Consider the following 22,078-nt stretch of genomic DNA (forward strand, 5'->3'; position numbering starts at 1 on the left):
AAAAAAAAAGAAAGGGCTTCGTTTGCCCTTATTAGTAGGATATTATGTTTAAAAACAGTAAATTATTTTTTTGGACAGTAGAAATTTTAGCAGCGACCCTGCTTATTTTTATGCTCATGCAACTGGAATTTCTCTTCCAACCGGTCAAAACTCTTTTGGCCCTGCTCTTTATTCCCTTCATCATCGCGGGTTTTCTTTACTACATCTTCAAACCTGTAGTGACTTATATGGAAACCCGTTGGAAAATTAAACGTTTCTTTGCGATTTTGATTGTTTTGATTACTTTGCTTGGACTTGTGGTTTGGAGTATTGCATCCATCATCCCTAATGTCGTTTCGCAGTTAAGTAGCTTGATTGATGCCAGTACGAAAGCATTTCCTGAGTTTCGTCATTGGATTGAATCTTTACAAAATGATCCACGTTTTGCTCACATTTACCGTCAGCTGGACATTAATGGCATGATTAGTAATATTAATTTATCTTATACTGATATTCTGAATAATTTGCTTAAAAATTTAACGGACAGTGTTGGAAGCATCGTAAGTATCATTTCCTCTGTGGTTATGGTTGCTATCTTAGTTCCTATCCTACTTTACTATATGCTAAAAGATGGTGAAAAATTGCTTCCTTCTTTAAAACGTACAATTTTTCGTGAAGATCCACTTGGTTTTGTTGAGCTCCTCGAGAAGATGAATGCGACAATTTCTCGTTATATTTCGGGCGTGGCTTTGGATTCGCTCTTGGTTTTCATCTTTGTCTTTGTAGGTTACATGTTGTTCGGTATTCCTTACGCCTTCTTGTTTGCCAGCTTTTCGGCTATTACCAACTTAATTCCTTATGCAGGACCCTATATCGGAGTTTTGCCGGTAATTTTTACTTTGGCATTTACTCAACCTTGGACAGCTGTACTCGCTGTCGCTTATGTTTTAATCCTGCAACAGATTGACGGGAACCTTGTTTATCCTAAAATCGTTGGGAATGCTGTACGCGTTCACCCTGTGACGGTTATGGTTTTGATGTTGGTTTCAGGAAGTTTATATGGGATTCTAGGTATGATTATTGCCGTACCTGTCTACTCATTAGTTAAAGAAATTGTGAAGTTCCTTGCTGGCTTATGGCATAATCATCGTGAGCAAGAAAAGAAAAAAATATTTCAAAACGATTAAACTATGATATAATAGTTTTCATATTACTAAAAAATAGGAGTAAAAATGGCACACCCTGACCCCGAGAGCACCTCGATAATTTTACAGATTTTATTACTTGTTTTTCTTACTGCTTTGAATGCATTCTTCTCAGCAAGTGAGATGGCACTCGTTTCTCTATCGCGATCGCGTGTAGAGCAAAAGGCGAGTGAAGGCGATGAGCAGTATCAATATTTGCTTAGTGTAATCGATAATCCGACACACTTCCTGTCCACCGTTCAAGTTGGGATTACCTTCTTGAATATCGTAGCGGGGGCAAGTTTGGCTGATACATTAGCTGCACAGCTGGCACCGTTGTTTGGTGATACAAGCTTTGCCCAAACCTTAAGTAAAATCATTATCTTGGTTATTTTGACTTTCTTTACGATTGTATTTGGTGAGCTTTTCCCTAAACGTATCGCTCAGGCTCTTAAAGAAAAAGCAGCTTTGAAAATGGTTCGTCCCTTGATGGCGATTGGTGTAGTTTTAAAACCTTTCATTTGGTTGTTGACCATTACGATTAATGGGCTGGCAAGAATTTTCCCAATCAAGTTTGACAGCAGTGATGATGACATGACACGTGATGAGATTGAGTATCTCGTGCACACGGATGAAACGGCCTTAGATGATTCTGAACGTGAAATGATTACAGGTGTTTTCAGTCTTGATGAACTTGTAGCACGTGAAATTATGGTTCCACGTACGGATGCCTTCATGATTGATATCAATGATGATCCGCGTGAAAATATTGAGAAAATGCTCAGCGAGTCATACTCTCGTGTGCCTGTTTATGATGATGATAAAGACAACATCTTAGGGATTATTCACACCAAACGTATCTTAGCTCGAGGCTTTGCTGACGGTTTTGATAACATTGATTTCCGTGAGATGTTGCAAGAACCACTCTTTGTTCCTGAAACAGTCTTTGTGGATGACTTGATGCTTCAGATGCGTAATACCCAAAATCAAATGGCTATTTTGCTGAATGAATATGGGGGCGTTGAAGGTATCGTCACACTTGAAGATTTGATTGAAGAAATCGTCGGAGAGATTGAAGACGAAACGGATATTGCAGAAGCAGAAGTTCATAAGATCGGTGAGAACATGTATGTGGTTCAAGGTAAAATGACCATCAATGACTTTAATGACGAGTTTGGCACACATTTGGTCAACAAGGATGTAGACACAATGGCCGGTTTCTTCCTTTCAGAAACAGGACAAATTCCAGAAAAAGGTCAACAAGTGATGTGTAAGATTGACAACTTAGAAGATCATTTCTCACTCACAAGTCTGGAAGTAGATGGAAATCGTATATTAAAACTTCGTGTGGAGTTCGATATAGAGCTTCCTGAATAAAAGTAAAAGATAGATTAAAATTAATCTATCTTTTTATTTTACTGTCCTGACTTTCTGAAAAAAACTATGATAAAATGTAAAAGAAATGAAGATATAGAACAGAGGAGGGAATATGAAAAGAAAAGAACATTTGGCTATTGTTATAGCTATTTTTATTGCAACATTTATGACATCTGTTGAGGTTACGATTGTGACCACAGCTATGCCAACCATTATTTCTCAGTTGAAAGGACTAGAACTCCAAAGCTGGGTATTTGCTATTTATTTACTTATTTCGGCTATTGCAACACCAATCTATGGAAAACTTGCGGATAATCTGGGGCGAAAAAATATTTTTATCTTTGGACTTGTCTCTTTTGTGATTGGTTCGATACTTTGTGGTATTGCCCCCAACATGCTGTTCCTCATTATTTTTCGAGCGATTCAAGGTATCGGTGCAGGAGCTGTGATGCCTTTAACCTTCACAATTATTGCTGATTTATTTGATTTTGAAGAGCGTGCAAAAATTATGGCGCTGAATAATACAGCTTGGGCGATTTCGGCTTTAGTAGGCCCGTTGCTTGGCGGATGGATTGTTGATACGTTGGGTTGGCACTGGGTTTTCTTCATTAATGTGCCCTTGGGATTGATCACACTTTTACTTACAATTTTTGGTTATAAGGATGTACATGAAAAAATAGCAAAACAACCGATGGACTGGTCAGGTATTGTCTCTCTATCTGTACTTTTAGTTTCATTATTACTGATGTTTCAAGAAATGTCAGCTTCCACAATCAATTGGCTATTAGAAGTTGTGCTCCTCTTCTTGATTGTTGCGGCCAGCATCATTTTTATTCGTACAGAGAAAAAAGCAGTCGATCCTTTATTTAATTTAGAAATGTTTAAAACAAGGACTTTCAGTATTCAGATTATTATTTCAATGCTTTTAAGTGGCTGCTTGATTGCTTTCAATATTTATTTTCCTATTTGGCTACAAGCCATTTACCGCGTTCCAGCCTTTGTTGCAGGTCTTGCATTAACACCTACATCATTGTTTTGGATGGTAACCAGTTTCTTTGTTGGTTTTCTTTTACGACGTTTTGCGCCGAAGAGACTTTATGCCGTTTTAGTGGGTATTCTTATCCTTGTCTACATTCCCTTGGTTCTTTCAAGTGTTGCTTTCCCAATTGAAGGTTTTTACATTATTTCAGCTTTCACAGGAAGTGTGATGGGGGTTATACTTTCAACAACGACACTTTTGGCACAAAAAATGGTTCCTGCTGAAATGGTTGGTCAAGCAAGTTCTCTCGTTGTGCTAGGGCGAACTTTGGGTCAAGCAATGATGACCGGGATATTGGGGCTAGCTTTTTCCTTAGGTATCAATGCGGGGCTCAGTAAATTTCCAGAAGTCAGCTTTAAGAATGTCAACGAATTTATTAGTACAGCTTCCAACGTAGTCGTTCCCGAGAAAATTCATGGTCAATTAGAACAAATCGTTCTTGGAGCTTTGCATAATGTTTTCTCCTTGGCCTTGCTTCTCTGCGTGATTACTTTTGTGGTTAACCTGTTTGATGATGGAAAATTAAGAGCCTAGAAAAGGATTTGATAATAAGAGAGATTTGAGGTATGATAAAAGCATATTGAAGAAGAGGAAAAGCTTATGACTGATACATATATTGAAGAAGCCAAAAAAGTAACCGGCCTGATTCACTCTACCGAATCCTTTGGATCTGTAGATGGTCCAGGAGTACGTTTCATTGTTTTTATGCAAGGTTGTCAAATGCGCTGCAAATATTGTCATAACCCAGATACTTGGGCGTTGAAAAACGAAAAAGCAACGACACGTACGGTAGAAGATGTGATGGACGAAGCACTTCGTTTCCGTGGTTTTTGGGGCGAAAAAGGAGGTATCACTGTATCTGGTGGGGAAGCCATGTTGCAAATTGACTTCGTCATCGCTCTTTTCCAATACGCTAAAAGCTTGGGAATCCATACCACATTAGACACTTCAGCACGGCCATTTAGAACGGATGAATATATCACCTCTCGTATTGATGAACTTCTTGAAGTCACAGATCTTGTCTTGCTGGACTTGAAAGAAATTGATTCAAAACGTCACAAGGCCTTGACGGGACACCCTAATGAAAATATTTTAGAATTTGCCCGCTACCTTTCTGACAAGGGGCAAGCCATGTGGATCCGTCACGTGCTTGTACCAGGTGAAACGGATATTGATGAAGATTTAGAAAAGCTAGGGGAATTTGTTAAAACCTTGGATAATGTTCTGAAATTTGAAATCTTACCTTATCATACGATGGGGGAATTCAAATGGCGCGAACTAGGCTGGAAATATCCACTTGCTGGTGTTAAACCGCCGACAAAAGAACGTGTGTCCAATGCAAAATCAATCATGGGTACAGAAACTTATCAAGAATATTTAGAGAGAATTAGATAAAACTTGAAGGCCGCATTTGGCTTTCAAGTTTTTTCAGTGCCAAGATTAAGGCAAGAACACTTCCAGTAATAGATTGAAAGCGTGCGTAAATCCTCTTTTTTTGATATAATGAAGCGAATATAAATATATAAATGAGGTAAAAGAAATGTCAGATAAAATTTTTGTCTTTGGTCATCAAAAACCAGATACAGACGCAATCGCATCATCTTATGGTTTCTCATATTTGAGCAACCATCGTCCAGTTGGCGCTTTGAATACAGAGTGTGTTGCATTAGGTACACCTAATGAAGAAACGCAATTTGCGTTGGACTATTTTGGTGTAGAAGCACCACGTGTTGTAACATCAGCAGCAGCTGAAGGCGTGGATACAGTTATCTTGACGGATCACAATGAGTTCCAACAATCAATCGCAGATATTGCTTCATTAAATATCTTTGGTGTGGTGGACCACCACCGTGTGGCTAACTTCAATACTGCTTCTCCTTTGTTCATGACAATTGAACCTGTTGGCTCAGCTTCTTCAATTGTTTACCGCAAATTCCTTGAAGCGGGTGTTGAGATTCCCCGTGAAGTAGCAGGTCTCTTGCTTTCAGGTTTGATTTCAGATACCTTGCTTTTGAAATCACCAACAACACATGCAACTGACCATAAAGTTGCAGAAGAATTGGCAAAAATTGCTGGTGTTGATCTCCAAGAATATGGTATGGCTATGCTTAAAGCTGGCACAAACTTGGACAACAAGTCAGCAGATGAACTCATTGATATTGATGCAAAAACATTTGAACTTAATGGCAGTCGTATCCGTATCGCTCAGGTAAATACAGTTGAAATTCAAGATGTACTTTCACGCTTACACGATGTCAAAGTAGCCATCAAGAAAGCAATGGAAGTTGAACATTATGATGACTTTGTCTTCATGATTACAGATATCGTAAATTCTAACTCAGAAATTGTCGAAATCGGTAGCCACAAAGATAAAGTTGAAGCAGCTTTCCACTTTACGTTAGAAGACGACCATGCTTTCTTAGCTGGTGCCGTTTCACGTAAAAAGCAAGTTGTACCACAACTTACTGAAGAGTTTAACAAATAATGCCTATTCGCGTTTTTAATGAAAATAGGCTGACTTGTCAGCCTTTTTTCTTAAAACTGATTAATTACCTGCACGTGCATGAAGATGTAACCTTACGCCAAATTCATAAAGTTTTTGAACAAGAGAAAAACTTAGATCGCCAGCTTGATAGCTTTATCGCTGCTGGTTTTATCTGGCGCAAGGATAAACGTTATGGCAATAATTTTAAAGTTTTTACTGATGCTGACTTTGATCTTTCTTCAAAAACAATGCCTGTAGCTGTTAATATCTATGAGGAACCATTTTTTGTGGCAGCTGGAAGTCAAGTGGAGCAGAGACTGGAGCAGTCTATTGTCCAGCAAAAACTTCAAAATAAAACCAATACAATCACGCTACATTTTTCAAGTCGGTATGATTTGACCACAGATAGCTTATTTAACTATTTTTACAAGGTGGCGCATCACTTACCGCTTACAATACTTGAACAAGAAGTATATCAGCTTATGGGCGATGTTGATCCAGAGTATGCTCTGAAATACATGACCAGTTTTTTGCTCAAATTTACGCGTAAAGATATTGTCAAAGCACGTCCAGATATTTTCATCAGAGCCTTAGAAAAATATGGCTACATCTCCGCAGTAGGTGAACGAGAGTTTACGTCAAATCTTGCGTTTGACGATACACTTCAACTTGAAGAAATTCATTATGATTCTCCTCAAGACTTCATCTCTGCCCAAATCCAACAAACAAAGGTATTAAAGAACTTCATTTCCATAGGAGGATAAAAATGAAATACGAAAAATTGTTACCCCGTTTCCTTGATTATGTTAAAGTAAACACACGTTCAGATGAAAATTCAACAACTGTACCATCTGTTCCTGCTCTTGTTGATTTTGCTCATAAAATGGCAGATGAGATGCGCGAAATTGGTATTCAAGATGTACACTATCTTGAATCAAACGGTTATGTTGTAGGGACTATCCCAGCAACTACAGACAAAAATGTCCGTAAAATCGGTCTGATTTCTCACATGGATACAGCAGACTTTAATGCAGAAGGTATCAATCCGCAAATTCTTGAAAACTATGATGGAGAGTCTGTGATTAAACTTGGTGATTCTGGTTTCAGTCTTGATCCAGCAGAATTCCCAAACTTGAAAAACTACAAAGGTCAAACTTTGATTCATACAGATGGTACAACACTTTTGGGGGCTGATGACAAGTCTGGTATTGCTGAAATCATGACTTTGGCTGATTATTTAATCAATATCAATCCTGATTTTGAACATGGTGAAATCCGTATTGGTTTTGGTCCAGACGAAGAAATCGGTACAGGGGCTGACCGTTTTGATGTTGAAGATTTCAATGTTGACTTTGCTTATACAGTTGACGGTGGACCCCTTGGTGAATTGGAATATGAAACATTCTCAGCTGCCGGTGCTGTTTTAGAGTTTCAAGGTAAAAATGTTCACCCAGGTACAGCCAAAAATACAATGGTTAACGCTTTGCAATTAGCAATGGATTACCATGCGCAATTGCCAGAATTTGATCGTCCCGAAAAAACAGAAGGTCGTGAAGGTTTCTTCCACCTTTTGAAATTAGACGGAACTGTCGAAGAAGCACGCGCACAATATATTATTCGTGACCATGCAGAAGATAAATTTAATGAGCGCAAAGCCTTGATGCAAGAAATTGCTGATAAAATGAATGCTGAACTTGGCTCTGAACGCGTAAAAGCCACAATCAAAGATCAATATTACAACATGGCTCAAGTTATTGAGAAAGACATGTCAATCATTGATTTAGCCGAAGAAGCAATGAAAAACTTGGATATCGAGCCAAAAATCGAACCTGTTCGCGGTGGGACAGATGGTTCTAAGATTTCATTTATGGGCTTGCCAACACCGAACATCTTTGCTGGTGGTGAAAACATGCACGGTCGTTTTGAGTTTGTAAGCTTACAAACTATGGAAAAAGCAGTAGATGTACTGCTCGAAATGCTTAAACTCAATAATAAAGTTGAAAAATAAAGCATAATAAGCTAAAATAGTTCTTAAGGTTGGGAGGAATAGCTTTCCAACAGTGATTTTTTCGAGAGAATTTACTTTTCTTAATTAAATAAACCAATAAACAAGTCGCCTTTGGGCGACCTGTTTTAGGTTTTTCTTAGAATTGTCGCACAATTATAACGAATTCTAGTTATGATTGTTCTATTCTATCTTTTATAAAAGACAATATAATTCACTGTTGAGAGTTCTGGTCAAACTTCCCACTCGCCTTTACTTATGGTAATTATACAAGTACTTTAAGTTACTTGATTTACAAATATTTTCAATCAGTCAATCTGATTATAAAAAAAGGAGGACATTTGATGTCTGATAAAGCAAAAGGGAAACTTTCTCTTGTCGGCTTATGCCTGATGATCTTCACATCAGTATATGGATTTAACAACATCCCACGTGCATTCTACATGATGGGTTATGCTGCAATTCCATGGTATATCGTGGGTGGATTATTCTTCTTCCTGCCCTTTGCCTTCATGGTAACTGAACTTGGTTCAGCTTTCAAAGAAGAAAAAGGTGGGATCTATTCTTGGATGGAGAAAGCAGTTGGTCCAACTTTCGCCTTCGTCGGAACATTTATGTGGTACGCTTCATATTTGGTATGGATGGTCAACGTTTCAAATGGTATCATGGTACCAATCACAAACATGATTTTTGGTAACTCGCTTCATGTGCCAGATCCATGGATTCTCTCAATCATTGCTATGATTTGGGTTGCTGCAATCACTTTCTTTGCACTTCGTGGTTTGGATGCAGTCAAAAAATTCGCTACACTTGGTGGTATTGCTGTTCTTTCATTGAATGCGATTCTCTTGATTTGCGCACTCTTAGTCCTTATTCTTAATGGACATCCAACAACGCCAATTACTGCTGAAGCTTTTGTAACCAGCCTTAATCCTAACTTCAATAACAGTTCTGCAATTGGCTTTATTGCCTTCATGGTATTTGCTATCTTTGCTTATGGTGGTGTTGAAGCAGTTGGTGGTTTGGTTGATGAAACAGACCAACCTGAGAAAAATTTCCCTCGTGGTGTTGTAACGTCAGCGCTTATCATTGCAATCGGTTATTCTGTAATGATTCTCTGTGTTGGTTTCTTCATGAATTACCAAACAGGCGGTGCATTTTACGAAGGCGTAAAAGCTGGAACAATTAACCTTGGTAATGCAGGTTATGTAACAATGCAATACCTTGGTGAAGCGCTTGGTGCTGCTTTTGGTATGAGTCATTCAGGTGCGGTAGTTATCGGTTCAATTCTTGCCCGTTACATGGGTCTTGCAATGTTGCTTTCATTAATGGGTGCTTTCTTTACATTGATCTACAGCCCAGTTAAACAAATTATTTCTGGTACACCAGATAAACTTTGGCCTGGTCGCTATGGACAACTTGATAAAGAATCAGGTATGCCAAAATTTGCGATGGTTATCCAATTCGTAATTGTCTTTGTTATCATCTTGCTGAACATGCTCATCAACCTTGGTGGTGGTGCAGAAGCAGCGGCGAAATTCTTTGCAATCTTGACAAACATGGCCAACGTTGCGATGACATTGCCTTACCTCTTTATCGTTATTGCCTATGCAAAATTCAAACTCAATGATAATATTGAAAAACCATTTACGCTTTATAAATCTAAAGGTGTAGCGATGGCGGCTGTAACGGTAACATTTCTTGTTGTTGCTTTTGCAAATGCCTTCACAGTAATCCAACCTATCACAGATTACTTTGCTTTGCCAGTTGCTGAACGCTCTGCAGTCCTTGGAGATACAATCCAAACAGTTGTATCAATGATTGCTGGTCCAGTTATCTTTGGTTTGGTAGCCTTCTTTATGATGAATCGCTACAAAAAACGTTACCCTGCAGAATATGCCTCATTAACAGAACTTTCTGAAGATGAATTACATAATGCTAAATAAAAAATAGCAGCTTAGGCTGCTTTTTTTTATTCCAAAACATAAAATGCCGATGAGGCAATTTTTAAATAAATTTTTCTGCTACGGCTCTATCACCAGGATAAGGTTCACGTTTATCATTGACTAACTGGAACTTGTCTGCACCCTTTCCAGCAATAATAACAGCATCATTTTGATCTGTCACACGTTGAATGGCTTGTTTTATTGCCTCTGCACGATCTGCTTCAAAATCACAGGAGCGTGAAACATAACTTGCAATTTCATCAGCAATGGCTTTAGGATCTTCGTGGTTAGAATCATCTTGAGTGAGAATGACTTCTAAGCGTTCGTGTGCTTCGATAACTTGGCCAAAATCCTTACGACGACTTTCACCTTTATTACCCGTAGCTCCTAAAACCAAGACGATTTTACCGTTATGATGAGGTTCAACAACAGACACTAAGTTTTGCAAACTAATACCGTTATGGGCGTAATCAACATAAATTCTTGCACCATTTTTTGTAGTTAACATCTCCATGCGTCCAGGTACTACGGCTTTTGCTAAGCCGTTTTTAATTTGTTCGATTGTGGCTCCTAGATGTTGGGTTGCTAAAGCTGTTGCTAAGGCGTTTTCTTGGTTAAATTTTCCAAGTAAACGAATGTCAAAATGGTCAGCTATTTTACCACTTGTTGTAAAATCGTGTGCATGAGATTCGATGATTTGATTGTCAGATTTTTCACCGTAAAAATCATGCGGGATTTTAAGATCTGCTAACTCTTGCTTAATGACATTAAAATGGGTCATTTCACTGTTGGCTACAAAGTAACCGGAATGATGTAAAAGTTGTCGCTTGCAGTAAAAATAATCTTCAAGTGTAGGATGTTCGACAGGTCCGATGTGATCGGGAGAGATATTAAGGAAGACACCAACATCGAAGTTAATAGCATAGACACGTTCAGTTTTATAAGCTTGTGAGCTTACTTCCATCACAAGGTGTGTCATTCCATTATCCGCAGCTTGGCGCATCATTTTGAGTAAGTCAAGACTTTCGGGTGTAGTTAACTCAGATTTGAAGAAATTTTTCCCATCAAGAGTTGTTTCTGCTGTAGAAAGTAAGGCTGTTTTTTGTCCGTTCATTTCATCTAAGATTGATTTAGCGAAGTAAGCAGAAGTTGTTTTTCCTTTTGTTCCGGTCAAAGCTAATATTTGGAGTTCATTTTGTGGATAATCATAAAATGATTGAGCTAAGAGACTCATTGCACGCTTCACATTTGAAACAATGATTGCAGGTATTTCCACTTCATAATCTATTTCAGAAATGTAGAAAGGTGCTGCTATGTTTTCTAGATATTCTGCTTTAAAATTTAGACCTTTCGCAAAAAATAGGGTTGATGCAGAAGTGTTTCGGCTATCATAGCTTAATTGATCGAAGGTGAAATCTTCTTCCCAGTTATAGTAATATTCCTTTTTAAAGACAATTTCGTGAAAGTTTTCGTCTTTTTTCAGAATTTCTAAAACATCTTGTATTTTGAGCATGGGTTTTTCTGCCTCCTTTATTTATACCATTTAACTCCGGAAGAGAGCTAAATTATAAGGCACTTCACTTAAATGTGGATAGGTGCTTTTTTCTTATTCGTAGGCTTAATTATACCATTTTCACTTATATTTTTGTAACTTGATAATCGCTTTATGTTTCGTGAACAAGAGAGGATAGTGCTATAGGAAGCGTTTATCTTGTTTTTACCACAGTCTCTAAGCTTTTAATTTCCTGTTCAAGTTTCAGAGCAATTTGATAGGATTCACATCGTTCAAAAATATATTGACATTTTTTCATTGTTTCTATAGCGCTCGTATCTCCAAAAACCACTTCAAAATGCGCTTTTTGATATATGAAATTTACTCTTTCAAAAAGATCGATTTCTGGAATATTTAAAGAAGCAATAAAATGAAGTAACTCTTCTGCTAAATATTTCTGTCTATTTTTAATAAAAATCTCGAGGAAGGTTATTCCAGTTTTTATTTGAGCTTTTTGGGTAAGAGGATGAATGTTTCTGCATCGTGCTATTTTGAGTATTTTATGGCTAAACTTTGATAAGGTACCTAAGTCTAGAAACATAGCTATGTCACTCAACAAATCAAATTCATATTCGCCCCATATTTTGATGTTAATTAAGTAGTGTTTAATGACAGTAAGACTTTTAGAAGAGAGGTGATAATGGGAATCTATCTGCTTCATGGTTGCCTCTAAGCGAAATTTATCCAAGTTTAATCTTTGAGTGGAAGATGAGCTTTGTATAAGTGATTTTTCATATTTTTGGATAATTTTTTGAAGATGGAGCGTATTACTGTTTAGATGAGCCATATCACGTTCTTCAAACCAGTCCAAAGGATTGAGTTGGGTATTAAGATGATGGAAAAATTCGTGAGGTGCTACATTTATATTATTCAAGAGATAGAGCAAAACAATGCAAGAAACATAACTGCGTCCGTTTTCAAAATTAGAAAGTTGAGAAGTGGAGATGCATTCCTTCGCCGCTTCCTTAAGGGCGAAATTTTTAGAAGTACGAAAATAACGATATATTTCTCCGATGGGCAGTGTTTTTTTCATAAAAGACTCCTATATTTTTAATATCTTTATGTTTTGAAACTGTGGTAAAAGAGCAAGAAAAAGCTTATTTATGGCAATTTTTCTATAAACTAGGTCGACAAAGAGCTGTCAATATATAGTAATTTAAGCCTAAGTTATAACTATTTTTAGCTGTAATGTTGTTATAGACTAACTATAAGCGATATAAATGGATAGGGTTAATCAAGTTCTTCAAGTATTATTCGTATCTTTGCTGAAAAATTCACACATAAAAAATCATAATCACAGGAAGGAAAATTTAATGAAAAGACAAACTAAAAAAGGGATAGTTGGTATGATTGCGCTCACTCTATTATTTTCGACAGTTGGACCATCTGTGACAGGGCTAGTACAAGCGAATGATATTCAAGCAAGTCAACAACAAAGTGAAAATTGGGATTCGCTTGAACAGATTACATTTGACGAGTCTGACTTGGCTTTTTTACAACAAAAAGAAAAAGAATTGATGGCAAGTCAAAACGTGCCATTATTGGTATCGCGTGCTTTTTCTATCCGAATGGTCGGAAGGAATTTGGAAGGCTTGTGGCATCGTTCAGCAGGGATGCGCAGGGCTTTAACTGCGGTAGGGTTTGGTTGGACACAAATTAAGGCTATCGCGCGTGGCGTATATGTCTATAGCTATAGAGTCATTGCGGCTAAAATAGCAACAGTTGCAGCTTGGAACTGGGCCGTTGGCGCTGTTATTGGTGTTTCAGCAGGAGCAGCCATCTATACAATGGGAAATTTCCGACTTTTTTATTAATCATCCTTATGAATAAAAATAACCAAACTTATATTTTTAGCGCTCTGGTTTTCCTTGGTGGTAGTTTTCTCATCTTTGTTTCAGAGGAAAGTGTATTCACGGATTTTGATTCACTTTTAGGGTTTCTTGCGGTAATTCAGAGCAGTTTCATTCTGAATTACATTGGTATCTTCATCTTCCAAAACGTGGCATTCATGGAAAGGACAGTGGAACTAAGTTATTACAAAAAACAACTGCCAAAAATTCAGGCTCTTTCTTACCTGATGGCTCTATCTTTTTTTACTGTAGCTTCGTCCATGAATTTAACTGTAGTCTTGGCAACGGTCTTCTTAATAATGATGAATACGGTAATCCGGGCTTATTTTATCAGTATGCGCATCTTAAAGTTAATGTATATCCAACGACAGATAAAGGAGTATTTTTTTAGAGGACTTCTGGGCTTAGCTTTTATCCTGCTTATAACTTATTTTAATTTTTATACCGTGACATTTTTTTCTGTGCTACTTTTATGTCAAACGTTCTGGAATTTCAAGTTAATTATATCTCACGGTTCTAGTAAATAAAGGAACTAAACTTATCCATCTAGAATTTGTAGTTCGAAATAGAACTTATTTTGTCCAAGGAGTGTTATAAACTTTTATTGTCAAAAATCCCTACTTCATGGTAAAATAGAAAAATGAATAGTACAGAAATGACTGATAATCTCAGCATGGAAGAAAAGCTCCAGCAAATGGATGCGGAAACCAAGCGTAAAGAGATTCGAGACAATAAAGCAGCACAGCAGGATACAATGATGCGCGGGACCTTGTGGTTTACTTTAGCGGATATTTTATCACGTCTTCTGGGTGCGATTTACATCATTCCGTGGTTTGCGTGGATGGGAGAACACAATAATGAAGCCAATGCCCTTTTTTCAATGGGGTATAATATTTATGCGCTCTTTCTCTTGATTTCAACTGCAGGGCTTCCTGTAGCTATTGCGCGTGAGGTAGCCCATTATAATGCGATGGGAGATGAAAATCTAAGCAATCGTTTAGTTCGTCATATCTTTATTTTTATGGTTGGGCTTGGTATTGTAGCAGCTGGTGTGATGTATATCGGTGCACCAGCATTAGCAGCTATGTCAGGTGGAGGAGAAAACCTAACAGAGGTGATGCGCTCGCTTTCGCTCGCCATTCTAATTTTCCCGGCCATGTCAGTCATTCGAGGATATTTCCAAGGGCTTAATGATATGAAGCCGATAGCTTTGAGCCAAATTTATGAACAGGTTGTCCGTGTAATTTGGATGTTAGTATTTACGTTTATGATTATGAAGCTTGGCTTCTCAGGTGGAGATTGGACACAAGCAGTTGTCCAATCCACAACAGCAGCCTTTATCGGTATGTTGGGCTCATGTGCTGTCTTGCTCTGGTATTTGATCAAAAACAATATGCTTGGCAAGATTATTAACCCAGGCCCAAGTATTACAAAAATTAGTGCTTGGCGCCTGCTTTCACAAACCATCTATCAAGCTATCCCGTTTGTCGTTATTGGCTCAGCTATTCAAATTTTTAAAATTGTGGACCAAGCGACCTTTGTTACGGTCATGCGGTGGGTATCTGACTATAGTGATACACAGCTTTTAGTTTTCTTCTCATACTTTTCTGCTAATACCGACAAGTTGACAATGATTCTCATTGGTGAAGCGATGACTTTAGGAGCTGTGGCTCTGCCACTTATTGCCTCTAACTTTGTTAAGAAGAATTATAAAGAAACAGCGCATTTGATTTCTTACGATTTTCAACTGTTTGTGGCCTTTATGTTGCCTGCGGTCCTAGGCATGACAATTTTAGCTGCACCAATCTATACACTGTTTTATGGTTCAGTAAATAGCTTGCAGCTTGCACTGTTTATCTGGGCTGTCCTCCAAAGCTTCTTGCTGGCTTTGTACACGATGGTTGCCCCAATCTTGCAAGCTTTGCACTATTCTAAAGTAGCGATGCGTTACTTCATTATTACTTTAGTGATCAAATTGATTTTGCAAGTGCCGTCAATTATGATTTTCCACTCTTATGGTCCGCTTGTGGCAACAACCATTGCTTTTGGATATGGCACATGGATTATTATTCGCAAGATTCATGAAGTTACGGGTTTCCGAGTTAAGAGTACTTTGAAAGGAATTATTGGAATCTCAATTATTACGGCTATTATGGCCGTTGTGACTCTGGTTCTTTATGGCTTGATTTCGTTGATTTTGATGCCACTTTCTCCAGGTCATTTCAAAGCCTTGCTCGTGGTAGCTGTGGCTGGTGGCGGTGGATTCTTCACCTACATTTATATTGCAGCCAAAGCTGGCTTACTTGAAAAATTAATGGGGAGCCGAGGCACAAGACTTCGTCAAAAACTTCATATTTAAAAAAATAAATAAAGCAAATTTCAGAATGCAGAGCTGTTCGGAAGTTTGCTTTTTCTTTTATGTTATAATATAAAAAACGTTTTCAGGAGGTTATAATGACACGAATACAAGATGATTTATTTGCAACAGTAAATGCCGAATGGCTTGAACAGGTACAGATACCAGCTGATAAACCTCGTATCTCTGCTTTTGACGAATTGATATTGGAAAATGAAAAAAACTTAACAGCCGATTTGCAGCACATGTCTGTGGAACTTCCAGAAGATAATCCTGAACTGCTAGAGGCTATAAAGTTTTACAATAAGGCAGGAGATTGGAAAAGTCGTAACAAAAACGATTTCTCTGCCGTTATTAGAGAGATGGATAAGGTAACAAATCTTAACTCATTCGAGGATTTTCGTACGCATTTACTTGATTTGATTTTTCATTCTCAAGCCCCATTACCTTTCTCAATCAGCGTTGATGCAGATATGAAAGATGCAGTGCACCACTCTCTGGGCTTCACTGGTCCTGGACTTATTTTGCCTGATACTACTTACTATGAGGAAAGTCATCCTCGTAAAGCTGAACTTTTGAGTTTTTGGCAGGAAAACTCCAAGGAAATATTAGAGCATTTTGGACAAAAAGATGCCCAAGAAATCGCGGCTAAAGCAGTGGCTTTTGATGGCCTTTTGGTGGAATCAGCAAATACTGCGGAAGAGTGGGCTAAATATGCGGAGCTTTATAATCCGGTTCCTTTTAAGGAGTTTGTAGGACATTTTAAAAATATAGCTTTTGACTCATTTATTAAGGGCTTGGTTAGCACTGAACCGGAGAAAATCGTTGTCTTTGAAAGTCGTTTTTATGACTCTTTTGACCATATCATCAACGAAGAAAATTGGCCTTTAATTAAAGCGTGGATGTTGGTGAAAATCGCGCGTAAGGCAACCGGCTTACTTTCAGATGAATTACGACTTTTAGGGTCTGCATATGGACGTTTTTTATCGAATGTATCAGAGGCAAGGAGTCAAGAAAAACATCAGCTCGATATAACGGAGAGTTATTTCAGTCAAGTGATTGGCCTTTATTACGGTCTAAAATATTTTGGAGAAGAAGCTAAATCAGACGTTAAGCACATGACTTCTGAGATGATTAAAGTTTATCAAGAACGCTTAGATAAAAATGAATGGCTCAGTCGTGCAACGATTGATAAGGCTATTGAAAAATTGAGTGCAATTACTGTGTTCATAGGCTACCCGGACAAACTTCCAGAAATATATAGTCGTTTTAAAGTTGGAAATGGGAGTCTCTACGAAGATGCCTGTCATTTTGATGAATTGCTCACTGCACGTCACTATGAAAAATTTAGTGAAGAAGTTGATAAGAGCTTGTGGCATATGCCGGCTCATATGGTTAATGCTTATTATAGTCCCGACAGCAATACGATTGTTTTTCCGGCAGCTATCTTACAGGCACCTTTTTACAGTCTTAAACAGTCAGCTAGTCAAAATTACGGTGGTATTGGTGCAGTAATTGCCCATGAAATTTCACATGCTTTTGACAATAATGGAGCACAGTTTGACAAGTATGGCAATCTCAATAAATGGTGGACAGACGAAGACTATGAAGCTTTTGAGAAGAAACAAGAAGAAATGATTGCAGCTTTTGATGGACGAGCAACTGAAGCTGGTCCAGCAAACGGCAAGTTGATTGTTTCGGAAAATATTGCCGACCAAGGAGGAATCACGGCAGCGATGACTGCTGCGCAAAAAGAAGAGGATGTTAATCTTACAGATTTCTTTAGCCAATGGGGGAAAATTTGGCGTATGAAAGCCAGCATGGAATTCCAGCAAATGCTTCTTTCAATGGATGTTCATGCCCCAGCGAAATTGCGCGCCAATATTCCACCGACAAACTTAGAAGAATTTTATCAGACTTTTGAGGTGCAAGAAAGCGACGGGATGTATCGCGCGCCTGAGCAACGTGTGAAAATATGGTAAAGGATTTTGAAGATCTTAAGCCGGAAACGCAGCGGATACTTAAGGAAATCAAAGCGGTACCCTATGGACAAGTGAGTTCATACAGAGATATTGCACTACGGGCAGGCCTTATAAATGGTGCGCGGCAAGTCGCCAGAGCGCTTCACGGTCTATCGGAAAGCCATCACTTACCTTGGTGGCGAATCATCAGATCTGATGGCACTATAGGGATGCACGGTGAAGGGCGTCTAGAACAAATTCGTTTGTTAAAATTAGAAGGTGTTGAAGTGACGGATAGAGGTAAAGTTAAGCTGAAAGAAAAGTAATTCAAGGGCATTTAGACCTTGTAAAGACAGTCGATAAATGATATAATATAGGGTAATGGTTTGTCGACAAATTCTGTGGGAAATATTGTCCCCACGGGTTTTGTAAGCAACGAAACGTCAAGTTTTCGTTGCTTTTTTGCCGTTTCTGAACTGTAAAAAATCTAAAAAGTAATGAAAAAGACAAACTACTGACTTTTCAGAATTTTTCATAAGAAACTTAAAAACGACAAATCTTGTATAACACATCCAGAAAAACTGGAAAAATAGAATGAGGAGAATCAACTTGGCAGGACATGACGTAAAATACGGTAAACACCGTACAAGACGCAGTTTTTCACGAATCAAAGAAGTAATTGGTTTGCCGAACTTGATCGAAGTTCAAACAGCAAGTTATCAAAACTTCCTTGACGAAGGTTTGGCTAACGTCTTCAAAGAAATGTTTCCAATTGACAACTTTGCGGGCACAATGGAGCTTGAATTTGTTGGATATGAAATGAAAGCCCCTAAATACACTGTGGATGAAGCCCGTGCTCACGATGCAAACTATTCTGCACCGATTCATGTGACTTTCCGCCTTGTAAATAAAGAAACAGGCGAATTGAAAACACAAGAAGTTTTCTTCGGTGATTTCCCACTTATGACTGAAATGGGTACATTCATCAACAACGGTTCTGAACGTTTGATCGTCAGCCAGTTGGTACGTAGCCCAGGTTCATACTTCCACCTTAAAACAGATAAAAATGGTTTGGAATCTTACGGTCATACAACTATTCCTAACCGTGGTGCGTGGTTTGAATTAGATACAGACGCTAAAGGTGTTGGTTATGTACGTATTGACCGTACACGTAAGTTAACATTTACAACAATGTTGCGTGCTCTTGGTTTTGGAAGTGACGATGAAATCCTTGAACTTATGGGACCAAGTGAACTCCTCAATACAACATTGGGCAAAGATGTTCACAAAAACCCATCAGACACACGTGTTGAAGAAGCACTTAAAGACATCTATGACCGCCTCCGTCCTGGTGAACCTAAAACAGCGGACAGCTCTCGTGGACTTTTAATTGCACGTTTCTTCGACCCACGTCGTTACGACTTTGCACCTGTAGGTCGTTATAAATTTAATAAAAAGCTTGCGCTTAAAAACCGTATTCTCGGTTTGACTTTGGCAGAGCCAATCGTTGATCCTGAAACAGGTGAAATTCTCGTTGAATCTGATACTCTTGTAACACGTGATGTTTTAGATTCTATCGAAAACCTTTTGGATAATGGTCTCAATACAACAGTTTATCAACCATCTGACGATGCTGTTATTCCTGAGCCAATTGAACTTCAAACATTGAAAGTTTACTCTCCAAAAGATCCAGAACGTGTCGTGACATTGATTTCTAATGGTCAAATTCCTGCAGAAAATCGTGTGTTGATGCCAGCAGATGTGATTGCTAACATTAACTACTGGTTAGGTCTTTCTGAAGGTATTGGTAAAGTAGACGATATCGACCACTTAGGAAACCGTCGTATCCGTTCTGTTGGTGAATTGCTTCAAAACCAAGTCCGTATCGGTCTTTCACGTATGGAACGTGTTATCCGTGAACGTATGTCATCTTCTGAAAATGAAAATATGACACCTCAAGGATTGATTAACATCCGTCCTGTAACTGCTGCAATCAAAGAATTCTTTGGTTCTTCACAGTTGTCACAATTTATGGACCAACACAATCCTTTGTCAGAGCTTTCACACAAACGTCGTTTCTCTGCCTTAGGTCCTGGTGGTATCTCACGTGACCGTGCTTCATATGAAGTACGTGACGTTCACTACACTCACTATGGCCGTATGTGTCCGATTGAAACACCTGAGGGTCCAAATATCGGGTTGATCAATAACTTGTCTTCTTATGCCAAAATCAATGAATATGGTTTCATTATGTCACCATACCGTCGTATTGATCGTGCAACGGGAACAGTTACGGATGAGGTAGAGTATTTAACAGCTGACGAAGAGGACAATTACACTGTTGCCCAAGCTAACTCACCGTTGACAGATGACAACAAATTTGTCAACGAAACAGTAATGGCCCGTCACGTTGGTAACAATATTGAAGTTGATGCTTCAACGGCAGACTATATGGACGTTTCTCCTAAACAGGTTATCGCCGTAGCAGCTGCTTGTATTCCTTTCTTGGAAAATGATGACTCTAACCGTGCCCTTATGGGTGCCAACATGCAACGTCAAGCCGTTCCATTGATTGATCCACATGCACCTTGGATTGGTACAGGTATGGAACATCAAACAGCACGTGATTCAGGTGCTGCTGTGATCGCTAAACATGATGGTACCGTTGAATATGTAGATGCTGACGAAATCCGTGTACGCCGTACCTCAGGTGAACTTGATATCTATAACATCATGAAGTACCGTCGTTCAAACTCAGGAACTTCATATAACCAACGTCCACTTGCTGAACTTGGTGATAAAGTTGAAGCGGGCGACATCATTGGTGATGGACCATCAATGGAAAATGGGGAAATGGCGCTTGGCCAAAACCCACTCGTTGCTTATATGACTTGGGAAGGTTATAACTTCGAGGATGCCATTATCATGTCTGAACGTTTGATTAAAGATGACGTTTATACATCTATTGCTATCGAAGAGTATGAATCAGAAACACGTGATACAAAGCTTGGCCCTGAAGAAATTACACGCGAAATTCCAAATATTGGTGATGAAGCCCTTAAAAACTTGGACGAAGACGGTATTATCCGTATTGGTGCTGAGGTTGAAGATGGAGACTTGCTCGTTGGTAAAGTAACACCAAAAGGTGAAACTGATCCTACACCTGAAGAACGTCTTCTTCGTGCTATCTTTGGTGAAAAAGCACGTGAAGTTCGTGATACATCACTCCGTGTTCCTCACGGTGGTGGCGGTATCGTTCACGATGTACGTGTATTCACACGTGAAAACGGTGATGAATTGCCATCAGGTGTGAACAAGTTGGTTCGTGTCTTCATCTCACAAAAACGTAAAATCCACGTTGGGGATAAGATGGCCGGACGTCACGGTAACAAAGGTGTCGTTTCAAATATCGTTCCTGTAGAGGATATGCCTTACTTGCCAGATGGTACACCAATCGATATCATGTTGAATCCATTGGGTGTCCCTTCTCGTATGAATATCGGACAAGTTATGGAACTTCACTTAGGTATGGCTGCACGTACATTGGGTATTCACATTGCATCACCGGTCTTCGATGGTGCAAGTGATGAAGATATCTGGAATACCGTTAAGGAAGCTGGAATGGCTGATGATGCCAAAACAGTACTTTATGATGGACGTACAGGTGAAGCTTTTGATAACCGTATCTCTGTCGGTGTCATGTACATGATCAAACTTCACCACATGGTTGATGATAAACTTCACGCACGTAGTGTTGGTCCTTACTCACTCGTTACACAACAACCGCTCGGTGGTAAAGCGCAGTTCGGTGGACAACGTTTCGGGGAAATGGAAGTTTGGGCCCTTGAAGCTTATGGTGCGGCAAATGTTCTCCAAGAAATTTTGACTTACAAGTCAGATGATGTTATTGGACGTACACGTGCTTATGAAGCTATCGTTAAGGGTGAACGTATTCCTAAACCAGGTCTTCCTGAATCATTCCGTGTCCTTGTAAAAGAATTGCAAGCACTTGGTATGGATCTTAAAGTCCTTGATGGTGAGAAAAATGTCCTTGACCTTCGTGAACTTGATGATGAAATCGAAGTTCGTCAAGAAAATATTGACATTACGCCAGAAATGCTTGAAGCTCAGGAGCAAATTGTTACTGAAGCAGTGGAAACTGAACAAGCATTGATTAGCGAAGCAAAAGAAGAAAAATAATTGTTCTTTTCTGTGAACAAGAAGTTTATTAGGAATAAGAAATAGCTTTTCGTAATAAATTTAAGATAAAAACCTTTTAAGGTAAACCGCTGTGCAAGTGTGCTAGGCGGTAATGTAGAACTGTATTTGGATGGATAACTTCTA

General features: G+C 38.7%; 15 protein-coding genes. 13 read left to right on the forward strand and 2 right to left on the reverse strand.

Translation table 11 applies throughout. The annotated features are described in order from the left end of the window. Positions 1–44 precede the first annotated feature (44 nt). From J0J35_RS10530 to yjeM, 8 genes are all read left to right on the forward strand, one after another. Entirely contained in the window at positions 45–1,166 is a 1,122-nt protein-coding gene (locus tag J0J35_RS10530) for an AI-2E family transporter (RefSeq protein WP_019292424.1), read from the forward strand. Positions 1,167–1,211: 45 nt separating this feature from the next. Next, positions 1,212–2,540, forward strand: a complete 1,329-nt coding sequence (locus tag J0J35_RS10535; RefSeq protein WP_061413628.1) for a hemolysin family protein — start codon at positions 1,212–1,214, stop codon at positions 2,538–2,540. A 112-nt stretch (positions 2,541–2,652) separates the two neighbouring features. Further along, the gene (locus J0J35_RS10540; protein ID WP_206916908.1) at positions 2,653–4,113 is read left to right on the forward strand and encodes a DHA2 family efflux MFS transporter permease subunit; all 1,461 of its coding nucleotides are present in this window, start codon (positions 2,653–2,655) and stop codon (positions 4,111–4,113) included. 66 nt (positions 4,114–4,179) lie between these two features. Beyond that, a complete protein-coding gene (gene pflA, locus J0J35_RS10545; RefSeq protein ID WP_019292422.1) occupies positions 4,180–4,974 on the forward strand; it encodes a pyruvate formate-lyase-activating protein in 795 nt (264 codons plus the stop codon). A 145-nt stretch (positions 4,975–5,119) separates the two neighbouring features. Continuing rightward, complete coding sequence (locus tag J0J35_RS10550) at positions 5,120–6,064, forward strand: manganese-dependent inorganic pyrophosphatase (RefSeq protein ID WP_014024319.1); 945 nt, start codon at positions 5,120–5,122, stop codon at positions 6,062–6,064. Next, positions 6,064–6,828 carry a DUF1803 domain-containing protein gene (locus J0J35_RS10555; RefSeq protein ID WP_206916909.1) on the forward strand — a complete coding sequence of 255 codons (765 nt, stop codon included), beginning with the start codon at positions 6,064–6,066 and terminating at the stop codon, positions 6,826–6,828. The genes J0J35_RS10550 and J0J35_RS10555 overlap by 1 nt, the downstream gene beginning before the upstream one ends. Before the next feature lie 2 nt (positions 6,829–6,830). Next, complete coding sequence (gene pepT, locus J0J35_RS10560) at positions 6,831–8,072, forward strand: peptidase T (RefSeq protein ID WP_019292420.1); 1,242 nt, start codon at positions 6,831–6,833, stop codon at positions 8,070–8,072. A 341-nt stretch (positions 8,073–8,413) separates the two neighbouring features. Next, positions 8,414–10,015, forward strand: coding sequence for a glutamate/gamma-aminobutyrate family transporter YjeM (yjeM, locus tag J0J35_RS10565; protein ID WP_019292419.1), 1,602 nt, complete (start codon positions 8,414–8,416; stop codon positions 10,013–10,015). Between the two features lie 61 nt (positions 10,016–10,076). Here the strand turns inward: yjeM and J0J35_RS10570 are convergent, their stop codons facing one another. After that, the gene (locus J0J35_RS10570; protein WP_019292418.1) at positions 10,077–11,528 is read right to left on the reverse strand and encodes a UDP-N-acetylmuramoyl-L-alanyl-D-glutamate--L-lysine ligase; all 1,452 of its coding nucleotides are present in this window, start codon (positions 11,526–11,528) and stop codon (positions 10,077–10,079) included. A gap of 193 nt (positions 11,529–11,721) precedes the next feature. Beyond that, positions 11,722–12,600: a helix-turn-helix domain-containing protein gene (locus J0J35_RS10575; RefSeq protein ID WP_165706428.1), complete on the reverse strand. Its 879-nt coding sequence runs from the start codon at positions 12,598–12,600 to the stop codon at positions 11,722–11,724. A gap of 280 nt (positions 12,601–12,880) precedes the next feature. Here J0J35_RS10575 and J0J35_RS10580 point away from each other — a divergent pair, with 280 nt between their 5' ends. From J0J35_RS10580 to rpoB, 5 genes are all read left to right on the forward strand, one after another. Beyond that, entirely contained in the window at positions 12,881–13,381 is a 501-nt protein-coding gene (locus J0J35_RS10580) for a hypothetical protein (protein ID WP_165706429.1), read from the forward strand. Positions 13,382–14,057: 676 nt separating this feature from the next. Further along, complete coding sequence (locus tag J0J35_RS10585) at positions 14,058–15,776, forward strand: polysaccharide biosynthesis protein (RefSeq protein ID WP_019293339.1); 1,719 nt, start codon at positions 14,058–14,060, stop codon at positions 15,774–15,776. 95 nt (positions 15,777–15,871) lie between these two features. Further along, positions 15,872–17,755 (forward strand): M13-type metalloendopeptidase, encoded by a 1,884-nt coding sequence (locus tag J0J35_RS10590; protein WP_206916910.1) that lies wholly within the window; start codon positions 15,872–15,874, stop codon positions 17,753–17,755. Further along, complete coding sequence (locus J0J35_RS10595; RefSeq protein ID WP_019292412.1) at positions 17,749–18,060, forward strand: MGMT family protein; 312 nt, start codon at positions 17,749–17,751, stop codon at positions 18,058–18,060. The genes J0J35_RS10590 and J0J35_RS10595 overlap by 7 nt, the downstream gene beginning before the upstream one ends. Positions 18,061–18,343: 283 nt before the next feature. Continuing rightward, a complete protein-coding gene (rpoB, locus tag J0J35_RS10600) occupies positions 18,344–21,934 on the forward strand; it encodes a DNA-directed RNA polymerase subunit beta (RefSeq protein ID WP_040086615.1) in 3,591 nt (1,196 codons plus the stop codon). Positions 21,935–22,078 lie beyond the last annotated feature (144 nt).

The organism is Lactococcus sp. LG606 (assembly GCF_017309645.1).
In the GTDB taxonomy this organism is placed as follows: domain Bacteria; phylum Bacillota; class Bacilli; order Lactobacillales; family Streptococcaceae; genus Lactococcus; species Lactococcus petauri.